At 68.3% G+C, this 16,087-nt stretch carries 15 protein-coding genes; 14 read left to right on the top strand and 1 reads right to left on the bottom strand.

Annotated elements, in window-relative coordinates; genetic code table 11:
- Positions 1-107 precede the first annotated feature (107 nt).
- The 11 genes from cycA (at position 108) to AB0P11_RS13200 (ending at position 12,425) form a co-directional block, all read left to right on the top strand.
- On the top strand, positions 108-1,568 hold the full coding sequence (gene cycA / locus AB0P11_RS13250) for a D-serine/D-alanine/glycine transporter (protein ID WP_363522411.1): 1,461 nt from the start codon (positions 108-110) through the stop codon (positions 1,566-1,568).
- Between the two features lie 184 nt (positions 1,569-1,752).
- Positions 1,753-2,739, top strand: coding sequence for an aldo/keto reductase (locus AB0P11_RS13245; RefSeq protein ID WP_285363518.1), 987 nt, complete (start codon positions 1,753-1,755; stop codon positions 2,737-2,739).
- Between the two features lie 185 nt (positions 2,740-2,924).
- The gene (locus AB0P11_RS13240; RefSeq protein ID WP_363522408.1) at positions 2,925-3,422 is read left to right on the top strand and encodes a YigZ family protein; all 498 of its coding nucleotides are present in this window, start codon (positions 2,925-2,927) and stop codon (positions 3,420-3,422) included.
- Between the two features lie 51 nt (positions 3,423-3,473).
- Positions 3,474-4,403, top strand: a complete 930-nt coding sequence (locus AB0P11_RS13235) for a DnaJ domain-containing protein (RefSeq protein WP_053098165.1) — start codon at positions 3,474-3,476, stop codon at positions 4,401-4,403.
- Between the two features lie 151 nt (positions 4,404-4,554).
- A complete protein-coding gene (locus tag AB0P11_RS13230) occupies positions 4,555-5,547 on the top strand; it encodes a LacI family DNA-binding transcriptional regulator (RefSeq protein ID WP_056275491.1) in 993 nt (330 codons plus the stop codon).
- 35 nt (positions 5,548-5,582) lie between these two features.
- Positions 5,583-6,851, top strand: coding sequence for an extracellular solute-binding protein (locus tag AB0P11_RS13225; RefSeq protein ID WP_363522405.1), 1,269 nt, complete (start codon positions 5,583-5,585; stop codon positions 6,849-6,851).
- A 10-nt stretch (positions 6,852-6,861) separates the two neighbouring features.
- Positions 6,862-7,827, top strand: a complete 966-nt coding sequence (locus AB0P11_RS13220; protein WP_082586444.1) for a sugar ABC transporter permease — start codon at positions 6,862-6,864, stop codon at positions 7,825-7,827.
- Positions 7,828-7,829: 2 nt separating this feature from the next.
- Positions 7,830-8,669, top strand: coding sequence for a carbohydrate ABC transporter permease (locus AB0P11_RS13215; protein WP_053098169.1), 840 nt, complete (start codon positions 7,830-7,832; stop codon positions 8,667-8,669).
- Between the two features lie 15 nt (positions 8,670-8,684).
- Positions 8,685-9,668: a glycoside hydrolase family 130 protein gene (locus AB0P11_RS13210; protein ID WP_072592119.1), complete on the top strand. Its 984-nt coding sequence runs from the start codon at positions 8,685-8,687 to the stop codon at positions 9,666-9,668.
- A gap of 4 nt (positions 9,669-9,672) precedes the next feature.
- Positions 9,673-11,712 (top strand): hypothetical protein, encoded by a 2,040-nt coding sequence (locus AB0P11_RS13205; RefSeq protein ID WP_056275498.1) that lies wholly within the window; start codon positions 9,673-9,675, stop codon positions 11,710-11,712.
- A 47-nt stretch (positions 11,713-11,759) separates the two neighbouring features.
- Complete coding sequence (locus tag AB0P11_RS13200; RefSeq protein WP_082298058.1) at positions 11,760-12,425, top strand: histidine phosphatase family protein; 666 nt, start codon at positions 11,760-11,762, stop codon at positions 12,423-12,425.
- A 30-nt stretch (positions 12,426-12,455) separates the two neighbouring features.
- Here the strand turns inward: AB0P11_RS13200 and AB0P11_RS13195 are convergent, their stop codons facing one another.
- The gene (locus AB0P11_RS13195; RefSeq protein ID WP_072592121.1) at positions 12,456-12,986 is read right to left on the bottom strand and encodes a hypothetical protein; all 531 of its coding nucleotides are present in this window, start codon (positions 12,984-12,986) and stop codon (positions 12,456-12,458) included.
- Positions 12,987-13,080: 94 nt separating this feature from the next.
- Between AB0P11_RS13195 and AB0P11_RS13190 the strand changes: the two genes are divergently transcribed.
- The 3 genes from AB0P11_RS13190 (at position 13,081) to AB0P11_RS13180 (ending at position 15,910) form a co-directional block, all read left to right on the top strand.
- Positions 13,081-13,503: a Fur family transcriptional regulator gene (locus AB0P11_RS13190; RefSeq protein ID WP_053098173.1), complete on the top strand. Its 423-nt coding sequence runs from the start codon at positions 13,081-13,083 to the stop codon at positions 13,501-13,503.
- Between the two features lie 63 nt (positions 13,504-13,566).
- On the top strand, positions 13,567-15,018 hold the full coding sequence (locus AB0P11_RS13185; RefSeq protein ID WP_053098174.1) for a catalase: 1,452 nt from the start codon (positions 13,567-13,569) through the stop codon (positions 15,016-15,018).
- Positions 15,019-15,109: 91 nt separating this feature from the next.
- Positions 15,110-15,910, top strand: a complete 801-nt coding sequence (locus AB0P11_RS13180) for an alpha/beta hydrolase (protein WP_198032354.1) — start codon at positions 15,110-15,112, stop codon at positions 15,908-15,910.
- Positions 15,911-16,087: the final 177 nt, after the last annotated feature.

Here is a 16,087-nt window from a genome sequence, read left to right as displayed (position 1 = left end):
CGTACCAGGATATCGAATCGATTCGGTTGGATGCCATCCCCGATCGCCAAGTACGGTCGGAAGGATGCCGCAGCGGGACGCGGCACGGAACACCGGAGGTTCGAGCGATGACGACAGAGAAGACAGGCGGATCCGTCGGGGTGGACGGGTCGGTCGACGGCGACGAGCAGCACCTGAAGCGGGCACTGAGCAACCGGCACATCCAGCTGCTCGCGATCGGCGGCGCGATCGGCACCGGCCTGTTCATGGGCAGCGGCAAGACCATCTCGGTCGCGGGCCCCTCGGTCATCTCCGTCTACATGATCATCGGCTTCATGCTGTTCTTCGTGATGCGGGCGATGGGCGAGCTGCTGCTCTCGAACCTCAAGTACAAGTCGTTCAGCGACTTCGCCAGCGACCTGCTCGGCCCGTGGGCGGGGTTCTTCACCGGATGGACGTACTGGTTCTGCTGGGTCGTCACCGGAGTCGCCGACGTGATCGCGATCGCCGGCTACACGGATGCGCTGTTCCCCGGCATCCCGTTGTGGATCCCCGGCGTGCTGGTGATCGTCATCCTGCTCGCGCTGAACCTGCCCACCGTCGCCGCCTTCGGCGAGATGGAGTTCTGGTTCGCGCTCATCAAGATCGTGGCGATCGTGGCGCTCATCATCACGGGTCTCGTGATGATCTTCACCGGCTTCCAGCACGATGCGGGCACGGCGAGCTTCGCGAACCTGTGGGATCACGGCGGCATGTTCCCGCACGGGTTCATGGGCTTCGTCGCCGGGTTCCAGATCGCTGTCTTCGCGTTCGTCGGCGTCGAGCTCGTCGGCACCGCCGCGGCCGAGACGAAGGACCCCGAGAAGAATCTGCCGAAGGCGATCAACGCGATCCCGATCCGCATCCTGCTCTTCTACGTCGGCGCCCTCGTCATCCTGATGGCCGTCACGCCCTGGACCGAGTACGTCGCGGGCGAGAGCCCCTTCATCGCGATGTTCGCTCTCGCGGGCCTCGGCATCGCCGCGACGGTCGTGAACCTCGTCGTGCTGACCTCGGCCATGTCGAGCGCCAACTCTGGCATCTACTCGACCTCGCGCATGGTGTTCGGGCTCGCACAGGACGGCGATGCGCCCCGGCTGTTCGGACGCCTGTCGAAGCGCCGCGTGCCGCAGAACGCGCTGTTCCTGTCGTGCATCCTGCTGCTGTCGGGTGTCGTGCTGCTCTACGCCGGCAAGGACATCGGCACCGCGTTCGACATGGTCACCACGGTCTCGGCGGTGTGCTTCATGTTCGTCTGGACGATCTTCCTGTGCAGCTACCTCGTCTACCGGCGCCGGCGGCCCGAGAAGGTCGCCGCATCGAGGTTCCGGATGCCGGGCGGCATCTTCATGGTCTACGTCGTGCTCGCGTTCTTCGTGTTCATCCTGTGGGCGTTGACGACGCAGCCCGACACGCTGACCGCGCTGCTCGTGACCCCGATCTGGTTCGTGCTGCTGCTCGTCGCGTGGCTGTTCGTGCGGAAGTCGCAGAACCACCTGACCCGGCACGCCGCGCACATCGCCTACCTGCGTGACGACTCGGCGGAGTAGTCGCGACGGCTCGGCGTTCACAATTCAGCATGAGCCGGCCGATTCCTGACGAAACGGCCGGTTCTGCGGTGTCCGGGACTGTTCGTGCTGAATCGTGAACGGCGGCTGCCTGTGGGAGGTTCCGACAGGCCCTCCCTCGGGGCCGTCAGCGCGCGTAGCGTCGGCCCTGACGAAAGGACTCGACATGCACACTCGCACACTCGGACAGGGCCTCGAGGTCTCGGCAGTCGGACTCGGCTGCATGGGGATGTCGCAGAGCTACGGACCCAACCCCGGCAGCCGCGACGAGATGATCGGCGTGCTGCGGTCGGCTCTCGACCTCGGCGTCACGTTCTTCGACACCGCGGAGGTGTACGGGCCCTATGTCAACGAAGAGCTCGTCGGCGAGGCGCTCGAGCCGATCCGCGACCAGGTCGCCATCGCGACGAAGTTCGGGTGGCGCATCGAAGACGGCAAGAGCGTCGGGCTCGACAGCCGCCCCGAGCAGATCCGCCGCGTCGCGGAGGCATCGCTGCGGCGCCTGCGCACCGACGTGATCGACCTCTTCTACCAGCACCGCGTCGACCCGGACGTGCCGATCGAAGACGTCGCGGGCACGGTGTCGGAGCTGATCGCCGAAGGCAAGGTGCGTCATTTCGGGCTCTCCGAGGCCTCGGCATCCACCATCCGACGCGCGCATGCCGTGCAGCCGGTCACCGCGCTGCAGAGCGAGTACTCGTTGTGGACCCGCGATCCCGAAGCGGAGGTGCTGCCGGTGCTCGGTGAGCTCGGCATCGGCTTCGTACCCTTCAGCCCTCTGGGCAAGGGGTTCCTCACCGGCACCGTCGACCAGACCACCTCATTCGCAGACGGAGACATCCGCGGCACGATCCCCCGCTTCAGCGAGGAGAACCGGGCGGCGAACCAGGCCCTCGTGAGTCACGTCACGGCACTCGCCGAGGCGAAGGACGCATCGTCCGGCCAGATCGCGCTGGCCTGGCTGCTCGCCCGCGAACCGTGGATCGTGCCGATCCCCGGCACCCGCCGCACCTCGCGCATCGCCGAGAACGCGGGAGCGGCGGCCGTGGCGCTCTCGGCAGACGAGATGGCGGATCTCGACCAGCTCGCCGCTCGCGTCGGGGTGCAGGGCGACCGCTACAACCCGCAGCAGATGTCGTTCGTCGACCGTTGAGCCGGCGCCGGCGCTGGGTAGTCTGAGGCGGATGACTCCGCCCCGCAGCTACCCGGCGACGATCGCCGCGCCTGTGGAGCATGAGCTCGTCATCAAGAAGTCGCGATTCATCGCGACTGTCGAGCCGGTCGCCTCAGTCGACGAGGCGGATGCCGTGATCGCACGGCTGCGGAAGCGGTGGTGGGATGCCCGGCACAACTGCAGCGATGGTCACCGGACTCCTCGGAGACCAGGCACGTTCGTCGGACGACGGCGAGCCGTCGGGCACCGCGGGAGTGCCGATGCTCGAGGTGCTGCGCAGGCGAGAGCTGACCGACGTGGTGGCCGTGGTGACGCGGTACTTCGGCGGGGTCAAGCTCGGCGCCGGCGGCCTCGTGCGGGCATACTCCTCAGCGGTCTCGGAGGCCCTCGACCTCGCGTCGCCGGTGCACCGGCAGTCGCTGACGCAGGTGATGTTCGACGTCTCGCACGCGGATGCCGGGCGCTACGACAACCTCCTGCGCGACTGGGTGCTGCACCACGGAGCGACGCTCGGCGATGCCCGCTATGCAGCGCTGGCGACGTTCGAGGTGTGGGCACCAGCGGACGAGGTCGACCGTCTCGTCGAGGACATCGCGGCGGCGTCCGCCGGTTCCGTCGTGCCGGTGACCGGCGTGGAGCGCATCGTCGACGTCCCCGGCTGATCCACAACAGCGCCCGGATATTCTGGATGACGCGATCTCGGAAGGAGAGCGATGTTCGACAGCCCGCTCTCGGCTTCCGCCTACGAGATCCTCGGGGTGGACCCCACCGTCGACGACGGCGAGCTGCGGCGCGCCTATCGTCTGCGACTGCGCCAGACCCACCCCGACACCGGAGGGGACGCGGCCGTGTTCATCCAGGTGCAGCGCGCGTGGGAACTCGTCGGCACGCCCGAGGGCCGCGCCGCCTATGACCGTCGCTCCGGCGCCCACCCCGGCATCCCCGCCGAACCGGAGTGGAACGGCTGGCGGCCGCAGTCGGCGACCCGCACCGACACGCGTCCCCGGGCGCGGTCGTACGGCCACCCCGGCGGATGGCGTCGAGAGCGCTACCTCTCACTCATCCGCGAGTGGGCCGGCCGTGGCGTCGAGGTGCCCGATCCCTACGACCCGGCGCTCGTGCGATCAGCGCCGCGAGACCTGCGACGGCTGCTCGCCGATGCCCTCGCGGAAGAGGCGACGGCCCGCACCGTCAGCGCCCTCGGAATGGGATTCACGGTCTGGCACGACGTCGCGACCGGCGCCGACCCCGACGACAAGCTCGACCACGTCGTGCTCAGTCCGTCGGGTCTCTACGGCGTGATGTCGGAGGACTTCGGCGGCGTCGTCGGATTCCGCCGCGGCGAGATCACCGGCCCGAGCCTCGGCACACGCGCGCCCGTCACCGCGGCGCTCGGCCGCATGCGCACCGTCGCGAAGGCCGCCAAGGTGAAGTTCGGCGGTCTGATCATGGTGCTCCCCGACGACGACCTGGCACAGGCCGTCACGCCTCTGGGCAGCAGTCGCGGGGTGCCCGTCGTGGTCGTGCGGCGCAGCGCCCTGGCGATGGTGCTGCGCCAGGGAGTGCCCGGCGCACGAGCGATCGGCGGCAACGAGCTGTTTGACGTCCGCACCCGACTGCAGCAGACCGTCACCTTCGTCTGACCCTGGTCGCGCCCTGTCGGCATCCGTCCGGCCCTCTTGACGGGCGTCGTCAAACCGGTTTACACTCGCTGCACCCGCACCTGTCAAACCGGTTAAACCGACGCCTGGCGAAGATGCGGACGATCAGCCCGATTTTCCACGAGGAGGTGGCATGAGCCGCACGACGATCGCCGACGTCGCCCGCGAGGCGGGAGTCACCAAGGCCACCGTCTCTCACGCGATGAGCGGCAAGCGCCCCATCTCCGACGACACCAGGGCGAAAGTGCTCGCCGCCGCGGAGAAGCTGAACTGGGTGCCGAGCCAGAGCGCCCGCGCGCTGGCCACCCAGAAGGCCAACGCCCTCGCCGTCGTGCTGGCCCGCGACCCCGAGGTCATTGCGAACGACTCGTTCTTCCCCGCGTTCATCGCCGGCGTCGAGTCCGTGCTGGCCGAGACCGAGACTGCCCTGATCCTGCAGGTGGTTCCCGATCGGGCCGCAGAGGAACGCGCCTATCGCTCGCTCAGCCACGGGCGGGCCGACGGCGCCCTGCTCCTCGATCTTCGGAACGACGACTGGCGCGTGCCGCTGCTCGAAGAACTCGGCCTGCCGGCCGTGCTGGTCGGCGCCTACGAGCAGCCGACCCGCTTCTCGTGCGTACGCACCGATGACGACGCCCCGGTGCGCGAGATCATCGCCCACCTGCGCGCCGAGGGGCATGAGCGCATCGCGCACGTGGCCGGTCCTCTCGACTACGTGCACTCGCGGGTGCGGGCGGATGCCTACATCGACGCCGTGGGCGGAGACGCACTGCTGCGCGAGGGCGACTTCACGGCATCCAGCGGTCGTGAGCGCACCGCCGAGCTGCTCGCGCTTCCCGAGCGACCGACCGCGATCCTCTACTCCAACGACACGATGGCGATCGCCGGGTTGTCGTACGCCCGCTCGAGCGGACTCAGCATCCCCCGCGATCTCGCGATCGCCGGCTTCGATGACGACCACCTCTCGGCCCACCTCTCCCCTGCGCTCACGAGCGTCTCGTCGGGTCCTGCCGCACGTGGCCGCGCGGCAGCCCGCCTGCTGCAGGCCGACATCCTCGGCGCCGAACCGCGCACCGAGGTCGTCGACTGCAACGTCGTGCACTTCCGGGAGAGCACCACCCGCTAGACGATCACCCGAACCATCGCGTCAAGGAGGACAACATGAAGAAGAAGATCCGCGCAGCAGCGCTCTTGGGAGCCGTCGCACTCGTCGCCACCGGATGCTCGTCAGGAGGCGGGGGCGGCGACGCCTCGGCCGACGGCACCGGCTCCATCGACATCTGGCTGTCGAACAACGAGCAGGAGGTCGCCTGGGGCACCGCCGTCGTCGACGCCTGGAACGCCGAGCACCCCGACGAGAAGGTCAACGCTCAGGAGATCCCCGCGGGCTCGTCGTCGGAAGAGGCCATCACCGCCGCGATCACCGCCGGCACCGCACCCTGCCTCGTCTACAACGTGGCCCCGGCCGCCGTCTCGGGCTGGGTCAAGCAGGGCGGACTCGTCGACCTCAGCACCATGGAGGGCGGCAGCGACTACATCACCGAGCGCGGAGGAGAGGTCGACTCGTATTCGACCGACGGCAGCTTCTACCAGCTGCCCTGGAAGTCGAACCCCGTCATGGTCATGTACAACAAGGCGCTGTTCCAGGCCGCGGGCATCGATCCCGAGGACCCGCAGATGAACACGTACGACGCGTTCCTCGAGGGGTCCAAGGCGATCGTCGCCTCCGGTGTGCAGAGCGCCATCTGGCCGGCTCCGACGAGCGAGTTCTACCAGCCCTGGTTCGACTTCTACCCGCTCTACCTCGCCGAGACCGACGGCACCATGCTCGTCGAAGACGGCAAGGCGACGGTCGACTCGGATGCCGGCCGCGAGGTCGCCGAGTTCTGGAAGACGTTCTATGACGAGAAGCTCTCGCCGAACGAGGCGTCGACCGACGATGCGATGTCCGCCGGCACCACCGCCATGCAGCTCGCCGGTCCGTGGGCGATCCCCTCGTACGCCGAGACCGTCGACGTCGGGTTCATGCCGGTCCCGACCAGCGACGGCCGCGAGAACCCGACGACCTTCGCCGACTCGAAGAGCGTCTCCATGTTCACCGCGTGCGAGAACCAGGGCACCGCGTGGGAGTTCCTGAAGTTCTCGACGAGCGTCGACAGCGACGGACAGCTGCTCGAGGCCACCGGTCAGATGCCGATGCGCACCGACCTCACGGAGACCTACGCCGACTACTTCGATGCGAACCCGAACTACGTCGCGTTCGCCGAGCAGGCCGAGGCGACGGCCGACGTGCCCAGCATCCCGAACTCCGTGGAGGCCTGGCAGGCGTTCCGCGACGAGTACTCCGCCGCCGTGATCTTCGGCAAGGAGTCGATCGACGACTTCCTGAAGAACGCCACGACGAAGATCGACGACCTCGTCGCCGAGTGATGAGTCTGCGATGACGCTCCGAGACGACGCCGTCGCGGACGTGGCCGGGGGCACTTCAGCCCCGGCCCCGTCCGCGGGCCGGCCACCGAGGGCGCGGTTGCGCACCCGACTGCTGGGTGCGCAACCGATCGGCGGCCTGTTCGCCCTGCCGTACCTGGTCTTCGTGCTGGCGATCTTCGCGTTCCCGCTGGGATTCGCGGTCTACATCGCCTTCCACGACTACTTCTTCACCGCGCCCAACGTCGAGGTCGAGCGACCGTTCGTGGGCTTCGACAACTTCGTGACCGTGCTCACCGACCCGAGAGTGCTCGGTTCGTTCCGCAACACCCTGATCTTCCTCGTCATCAACGTGCCGCTCACCGCCGTGCTCTCGCTCGTGCTGGCCGCGGCGCTGAACACCGGCATCCGCTGGGTCGCCGCCTACCGCGTGGCGTTCTACGTGCCGTATCTGACGGCCAGTGTCTCGCTCGTCGGCGTGTGGATGCTGCTCTTCTCGGGCAACGGTCTGATCAACACGATCCTCGGCCCGCTCGCCCCCGATCCGTCGTGGCTCGTGAACAGCGGGCTGGCGATGCCGATGATCGCGCTCTACGTCACGTGGAAGCAGCTGGGCTTCTACATCCTGCTGTATCTCGCGGCGCTGCAGAACGTGCCGAAGGAGCTCTACGAATCGGCCGAGACCGACGGCGCGGGAGCATTCTCCCGATTCTGGAACGTCACGGTTCCCGGCGTCCGTAGCGCCACCACGCTCGTGCTGATCCTGTCGATCATCACCGGAGCCAACCTCTTCACCGAGCCCTACCTGTTGACCAACGGCGGTGGCCCCGACGGCGCCTCGTCGACCCCCGTGCTGCTGATCTACCAGCTGGGCATCCAGCAGCAGAACCCCGACACCGCGGCAGCGATCGGCATGATCCTCGTGATCCTGGTCGGGATGCTGTCACTCGCCGCCAACCGCGCGACCAGGGAGCGATGACCATGAGACGCACGCGTTCACTGCCCCGCATCCTGAGCCTCATCCTGCTCACGGTCGCGGCCATCGGCTTCGCCTTCCCGTTCTACTTCATGCTGGTCGGGGCCTTCCAGGAGAATCCGACGAACTCGCCCAGCGAGCTCTTCCCGACGAGCGGGTGGACGGTCGACAACTTCCTCGCGATCGACTCCCGCATCGACCTCGCGGGCTCCCTGCTCAACTCGCTGATCTTCACGGCGGGTGTGCTGCTGGGCACCGTGGTGTTCGGGCTGCTCGCCGGATATGCGATCGCGAGGCTCGACTTCCGCGGCCGTGGCGTCATCTGGGTGCTCATGCTGCTCGTGCAGATGGTGCCGTTCCAGCTGCTGATGATCCCGCTCTACGTGCAGATCACCCGCAACTACGGGCTCGGCGATTCATACATGGGCATGATCCTGCCGTTCCTCATCAACACGACCGCGGTGTTCATCTTCGTGCAGTTCTTCAAGGCGCTGCCCGTCGAGATCTTCGAGGCGGCGCGCATCGACGGAGCCGGCGAGATCCGGCTGCTGACGTCCGTCGCGATCCCGCTGATCAAGCCGGTACTCGTCACGGTGGTGCTCGTCACGTTCATCGGCCCCTGGAACGAGTTCCTCTGGCCGTTCCTCATCACGAAGGACGCGTCGCTGCAGCCGCTCGCCGTATCGCTCGCCAACTACATCTCCAACGTCGCGCAGTCGACGGCGAATCCCAACGGGGCCATCCTCGCCGGCGCCACGGCGCTCGCGTTCCCCGTCGTCATCCTGTTCATCGTCTTCCAGCGGTTCTTCCGAGCCACCGACCTCGGCGCCGCCGTCAAAGGCTAGCCAGAAAGGCACCCCATGTTCACCGGAGCAACCTTCCCCCTGGGCCCCTTCGTCCCCTACGAGGCCAATCCCATCCTTCGACCGAAAGGCGACAGCTGGGAGTCGGCCAATCTCTACAACCCGGCCGCGATCGTCGACGGCGACGAGGTCGTGCTGCTCTATCGGGCGCACGCCGACGACATCGTCTCGCACATCGGCATCGCGCGATCGAGCGACGGCGTGAACTTCACCCGCGAGGACGCGCCGATCCTCTCCCCCTCAGAGGACTACGAGCGCTTCGGATGCGAGGACCCGCGCATCGCGCTGATCGACGGCACCTACTATCTGACCTACACGGGATGGGACCGACGCAGCGCCCAGCTCTGCCTCGCCACCTCGACCGACCTGCGCACCTGGACCAAGCACGGCCCGCTGTTCGACGACTTCGACACGTTCAAGACCATGGATCCGCGTGGGTTCAACTGGTCGAAGGCCGGCGTGATCGTGCCGCAGAAGATGCACGGCAAATGGTGGATGTACTTCGGCGAGGGGGCGATCTACTGGGCGACCAGCGACGACCTCATCCACTGGACGCCGGGCACGGCCGACACCGATCCGATGTACTCGCCGACCCCGGGCACCTGGGACGAAGCGCTCGTCGAGATCGGCACCTCGCCCGTGCTCGCCGACAACGGACTGCTGGTGTTCCTCACGAACGGCGCGACGAGGGTCGTGCATGACGACGGATCGGTCGACGTCGACTACCGGTGCGGGCAGATCGCGATCGACCCCGACGAGCCGACGAAGGTGATCGCCCGCCTGCAGGAGCCGTGGCTGAGGCCGCAGACGTTCGAGGACATGAACGGCCTGGTGTCGAACGTCACGTTCGTCGAAGGACTCGTGAAGTTCCGAGGCAAGTGGTTCGCCTACTACGGGCAGTCCGACACGACGCTGGCCGTCGCCATCCACGATCCCGCGCAGCCCTGGGGCCGGGCACTGAGAGACGCGAACGAGGAATGAGAGCATGTCCATCTCCCGACGCACGTTCCTGACCGCCGCAGCCGCGACCTCTGCACTCGCGCTGCTTCCGCTCGACCCTGCCGGAGCGCACGCCTCGGCGCCCGCCGCACTGCCGCTCGGATCTCGACCGATCGGCGCGGGTGGAGGCGCGCGGCTCACGAACCTCGCACACCTGCGCTTCCTGCTCGCCGAGGTTCCCGTGGTGGCGAGTACCACGCACACCACGTTCGGCATCGACGCCTCACCCCGCGTGCTCGCACCGTGGACCTATGCCGACACCGACGGTGCGGGCGGATTCCGTCCGGTGGGTGGCGGCACTCGCGACGCCGTGACCGGGTACTGGACGCAGGGCGCCTACAACGCGGATGACATCGCGCGAGCGGCGATCGTGTTCCTGCGCGCGTGGAAGGCGACCGGCGACGCGCAGGCCCGCGACGAGGCACGCGATGTGCTGAGGTCGCTGGCGTTCCTGCAGACGACGAGCGGGCCGAATGCCGGCCGGGTGGTGCTGTGGCAGCAGGAGGACGGCACCCTGAACCCCAGTGCGATCCCCGTCGAACTGCCCGACCCGTCGGACTCCGCCGAGTCCTACTGGCTCGCTCGTTCGGTCTGGGCATTCGGCGAGGGCTATGCGGCGTTCCGGCGGGAGGATTCCGAGTTCGCGGCATTCCTGCTCGCACGGCTGCATCTCGCTCTCGACGCGCTCGGTCGCGAGTCTCTGTCGCGTGCCGGTCACTGGGTGCGCAGCGACGGACGGGATCTGCCCGCCTGGCTGATCGCCGGCGGCGCGGATGCGACGGCCGAGGCCATGCTCGGGCTCGCTGCGGCGACCGAGGCCGGAGATGCGCGCAGCCGTCAGGCTCTGCAGACCTACGGAGAAGGGGTGGCCGCGATGGCCACCGACCCGGCGAAGGGATGGCCGTTCGGCGCCGTTCTGCCGTGGACCGGGTCTCTCGGTTTCTGGCATGCCTGGGGCGCTGCCGCACCGGAGGCACTGGCTCGCGCGGGTGCGCTGCTGCGCCGCCGAGAATGGACCGCCGCGGCCGTGGCGGACGCGGGGACGTTCACCCCGCAGGTGCTCGCCTCGGGCGGACCGCACAACGCCTGGGCGCCGCTGCCCGCGGAGGCGCAGATCGCGTACGGCGCACACGGCCGCGTCGCGGGCGCCGTACAGGCGGCGTCCGTCGGCGGAGACGGTATGCGCGTGCTCGCCGGGCTGACTGCCAGCTGGTTCTTCGGGGCGAACACCGCAGGCGTCCCGGTGTACGACCCGGCCACCGGCGTGACGTTCGACGGCGTGGAGACCGACGGGCGCGTGAATCGCAACTCGGGGGCTGAGTCCACGATCCACGGGCTGCTCACGATGCTGCTGCTCGACGCGAACCGCGACATCGCACGCATCGCGACATCGATCACCGGCCTGTCCTCGTTCTCGGGACTTCGGGTGATCGATGCCGAGGGCGCTCGGCTCTCGGCGGGCTGCGAAGTCGTGCGGCCAGAGGGCGGCGCGTGGATCGGCGAGGGCAACCTCTCGGGAGCCGCGTATGTGCGGGTTCCCGCGGGCGAGTCGGTCGAGTTCGATGTGACAGAGGCCGGCGGCATCCTGCACGGTCTCGTCTGGAGACAGAAGGCGGATGCCGGAGAGGCGGTGTGGGAGGTGTTCCGCGGTGGCAGGCGGCTCTGGAGCACGCGAACCCCTGCCGGAGGAACGGGCGATCGCGGCCTCACGGAGGCCGACGGGATGCTCGTTCCCCAGCTGCTCGGTGGCGATCTTCCCGCCGATGCGGTGACCGTCCGGTGCACGAGCACCGGCGATCTGCGGCTCGACGCTCTCGTCATCCAGCCGGCGGTGTCCACGGCCGTGTATGCCATGGCATCCGGTTCCGCGGTGCTGTACGCGAACGGCGCTCGGCGCGATCAGCGAGTCTCGCCCCTCGCTGCGGGATCGGGCCGAGCCTACGAGGCCGACGGGTCGCAGCGTGGCCAAGCTGTACAGGGCGGCAGGGTTCGCGTGCGCGGCGGAGGTTTCACCATCACGCGGTGAGGGTGCGGGGCTGTGCCGTCGGCACGCGTGCGGACTACGGTTGCGGTGTGCCTGCGCTTCCCGAGTACGACCCGCTGCCCGATCGCCCCGCCCCCGACAATCCCTCGGGAAAGCTCGTCCTCCTGCGCCACGGCGAGACGGAGTGGTCGAGGGCCGGCCGCCACACCGGCCTCACCGACATCCCGCTCACGGCGCGGGGTGAAGACCTCGCTCGCGCTGCCGGGAGGCTGGTCGCCGACTACGACTTCTCGCTCGTCCTGTCGTCACCCCTCGAGCGCTCTCGGCGCACGGCCGAGCTCGCGGGGCTTCACGCCGAGGTCGATCCGCTGCTCGTCGAGTGGGACTACGGCGGATACGAGGGTCGCACGACGAAGGACATCCGCGAGGAGCTCGGCTACGACTGGAGCGCCTTCACCCACGGTGTGATCCGGGGCGCGACGCCGGGCGAGACCGTGGAGGAGGTCGCCGCCCGCGCGTCCCGCGTGCTCACACGGGTGCTGCCGGCGCTGACCGAGGGCGATGTGGCACTCGTCGCGCACGGCCACTTCCTCCGCATCCTCACCGCCGTCTACCTGCGCCTCGCTCCGCGCTTCGGCGCGCAGATCACGCTGGATGCCGGATCGGTGTCGGTGCTGAGCTTCTATCGCGAGCAGCCGGCGATCCTGACGTGGAACTACGGCCTCGAGCTGCCCCTCGCACCGTCGGAGTCCTGACCCCCGCAGCGGAACGAGAGCACTGGAAACTCACGGCACGGTGACGAGCGAGATCGCATTGATCGTGGGAGCGCCGTCGAGAGCGAGCTCGAACCTCACCCCGGTCCGGGCATTCGTGACGTCGAACGCGATCGTCTCGTTCGTGCACGCGATCGGCTCCGACGGCGATCCCTCATCGAGTTCACTGACGGTGAGCACGATCGTCCCCTCGCCTCGGCATGCGAACTGCGCCTGATAGGTCCCCGGTTCGAGCGATGTGAAGCTGGTGACGTCGTTGGCCGAGCTGTTCTCGCTCATCCATCCGGAGAAGCCGAAGACGTATCCGGGAGAGTCCGACCCCGGTACCGCCGTCTGCGCCCACTCGGCGATCTCGTCCACGGGCAGCGGAAGCTGCGCCTCGTCGGAGTCGGCATCCGGAGTCGCCGTCGACGCGGAGCCGCTCGGAGATGGCGAGGGAGACGTCGATCCGGTCGCCGACCCCGACGGCTCTCCCGTGCATCCGGCGAGCGCGATGCCCGCCATCAGGACCAGTCCGATCGTCGCCGCTCGTTTCCTGAACATCCCTCCACGCTACGGATGAGCCAGGATGATGCAACCGCCGCGCCCGACACGCCATTCTTTTGAGTTACTCAAAATAAACGGTAGAGTCGGGGCCATGGAGACAGAACTCGACTCGGCACTTCGCGGTGCCGGGCTGCGTGCGACCGCGGGCCGCGTCGCCGTGCTCGAGGCACTGGAATCCATGGCCCACACGGATGCGGAGCGGATCTTCCGCACCGTGTCCGACGTGCTTCCGACGACGTCGATCCAGTCGGTGCACAACATCCTCGCGGACCTGACGACGGCGGGCCTCATCCGCCGGATCGAACCGGCAGGCTCCGCGGCGCTCTACGAGCGGCGCATCGACGACAACCATCACCACATCGTGTGCACCCAGTGCGGTGCGATCGGCGATGTGGACTGCGTCGTCGGCGAAGCGCCGTGCCTCACCCCGTCTTCGGCGGGGGGATTCACCGTCCAGACAGCCGAAGTGACCTTCTGGGGCCTGTGCCCCAGTTGCCAGAACGCCGCGCAGTAGCATCCGACGCCGCTCCCGGGCACCCGGGATGATCGTCGTGTCTGCGTGCAGAAGGAGAAGAACATGACCGACCCATCGACCACCACCCAGACGGGCACCCCCGTCGCGAGCGACGCGCACTCGCTCACCGTCGGAGCTGACGGCCCCACCGTTCTGCACGATCGCTACCTCGTCGAGAAGCTCGCGTCGTTCAACCGCGAGCGCGTGCCGGAGCGCAACCCCCACGCCAAGGGCGGCGGAGCCTTCGGAACGTTCACCGTCACCGAGGACGTGTCGGCCTACACCCGTGCCGCGGCCTTCCAGCCGGGCGCTCAGAGCGAGACGCTGCTGCGTTTCTCGTCGGTCGCCGGCGAGCAGGGTTCGCCCGACACCTGGCGCGACGTGCGCGGTTTCGCGCTGCGTTTCTACACGCCCGAGGGCAACCTCGACATCGTCGGCAACAACACTCCGACCTTCTTCCTGCGCGACGCCATGAAGTTCCCCGACTTCATCCACTCGCAGAAGCGTCTCGGCGACTCGGGTCTGCGCGACGCCGACATGCAGTGGGACTTCTGGACCCTCTCCCCCGAGTCCGCCCACCAGGTCACCTACCTCATGGGCGACCGCGGCCTGCCGCGCAGCTGGCGCCACATGAACGGCTACGGATCGCACACCTACCAATGGGTCAACGCCGCCGGCGAGCGCTTCTGGGTGCAGTACCACTTCCTGTCGAAGCAGGGCGTCGAGGCGATGAGCGCCGAAGAGGCCGAGAAGCTCGCCGGATCGGATGCCGACTACTACCGTCGCGACCTGTTCGACGCGATCGCTCGCGGCGACGCCCCCTCGTGGGACGTCTATGTGCAGGTCATGCCCTACGAAGAGGGCAAGACCTACCGCTTCAACCCGTTCGACCTGACGAAGACCTGGTCGAAGAAGGACTACCCGCGCATCAAGGTCGGCACGTTCACCCTCGACCGCAACCCGCAGAACTTCTTCGCCGAGATCGAGCAGGCCGCCTTCTCGCCGGGCAACCAGGTTCCCGGCACGGGCATCTCGCCCGACAAGATGCTCATGGCTCGCGTGTTCGCATACTCGGATGCTCAGCGCTACCGCATCGGTGCGAACTACAACCAGCTGCCGGTCAACCAGCCGCACGCGGCCGAGGTGCGCAACTACATGCACGAAGGCCAGATGCAGTACAAGTTCAACCCGGCCGAGCACCGCGTCTACACGCCGAACTCCTACGGCCCCGCCGGCGGACCCACGGCTGACCCCGCTGCCGGTGTCGAGGCGAGCTGGGAGTCGGACGGCGAGCTGATCCGCGCCGCCGCGACCCTGCACCTCGACGACGACGACTTCGGTCAGGCGGGCACGCTCTACCGCACGGTCTTCGACGACGAGCAGCGCGCGCGCTTCCTCGACACGCTGACCGGCCAGGGACAGGGCATCACGATCGACGCGATCCGCGAGCGGTTCTTCCAGTACTGGACGAACGTCGACGCCTCGCTGGGCGACGCTCTGCGCGCTCGCTTCTGAGCCGCCTCCGCTGAGGACCGAGACCCACCGTCCCTTCGGGCCGGTGGGTCTCGGCGTCTCCGGGCATCGCAGGGGGAGCACAATGGATGCCGTGGCTGTTCCTCTCTCCGACCTGACCCAGATGCCCGAACCCCAGCAGGTGCACGCCGCCGATGGCACTCGCCTCGCGACCTACACCTGGGGTGATGTGGATGCTCCCGTGGCGGTGATCGTGCACGGCTTCGCGTCGAGCGCCCGCGACACCTGGGTGCTCACGGGGTGGGTGCGCGAGCTCACGAAGGCGGGGTATCGGGTGCTCGCGCTCGATCAGCGGGGCCATGGGCTCAGCGAGAAGCCGCACCAGGCCGACGCCTACGGCATCCGCACTCTCGCGACCGACGTCGAGACGGTCATGGACATGTATCTCGTCGACGAGGCCGTCTACGTCGGATACTCGCTCGGGGCCCGGGTCGGCTGGGAGGTCGTGCGCGATCTGCCCCACCGGATCGGCCGCGCCGTGCTCGGAGGGGTGCCGGACGGCATCCCTCTCGCGCGGCTCGATCTCGACCAGGTGCGCGCGTATCTCGCCGACGGGACGCCCGTCGCGGATCCGACGACGCAGAACTACATCGCGCTGACCGAGCGCGTGCCCGGCAACGACCTCGGCGCGCTCGTGGCGCTGGCCGAGGGGATGCGGTCGTCTCGGACGATCGATCCCGACCCGTCGAACGCGCCGGCGAGCCCGATCCTGTTCGCGACGGGGTCGAAGGATGCCATCATCGAGGGCTCTCGCGCCCTGGCGTCAGCTGCCCCGCAGGGACAGTTCTTCGAGATCCCCGATCGCAACCACTTCAACGCACCGGGATCGCGCGCTTTCAAGGAAGCCGCGCTCGCTTTCCTGTCGGAGAGCTGACCGCGGGGCGCCACGCCTGCCCACTCGTAGCGGAGGACATCTCAGGCAACGAAGGATGCTTCTCAGCATCCGCTCCTTCGATCCGCGAGATCTCCTTCATTGCCGGAGCGGCAGCCGTCTGCCCGAGCACTGACCGCGGGCACGAGAAGAGCCCTCCGTCTCGGGGAGACGAAGGGC

The organism is Microbacterium sp. NPDC079176 (genome assembly GCF_040686675.1).
Classification (GTDB): Bacteria; Actinomycetota; Actinomycetes; order Actinomycetales; family Microbacteriaceae; genus Microbacterium.
This window is presented reverse-complemented; position numbering and strand designations above follow the sequence as displayed.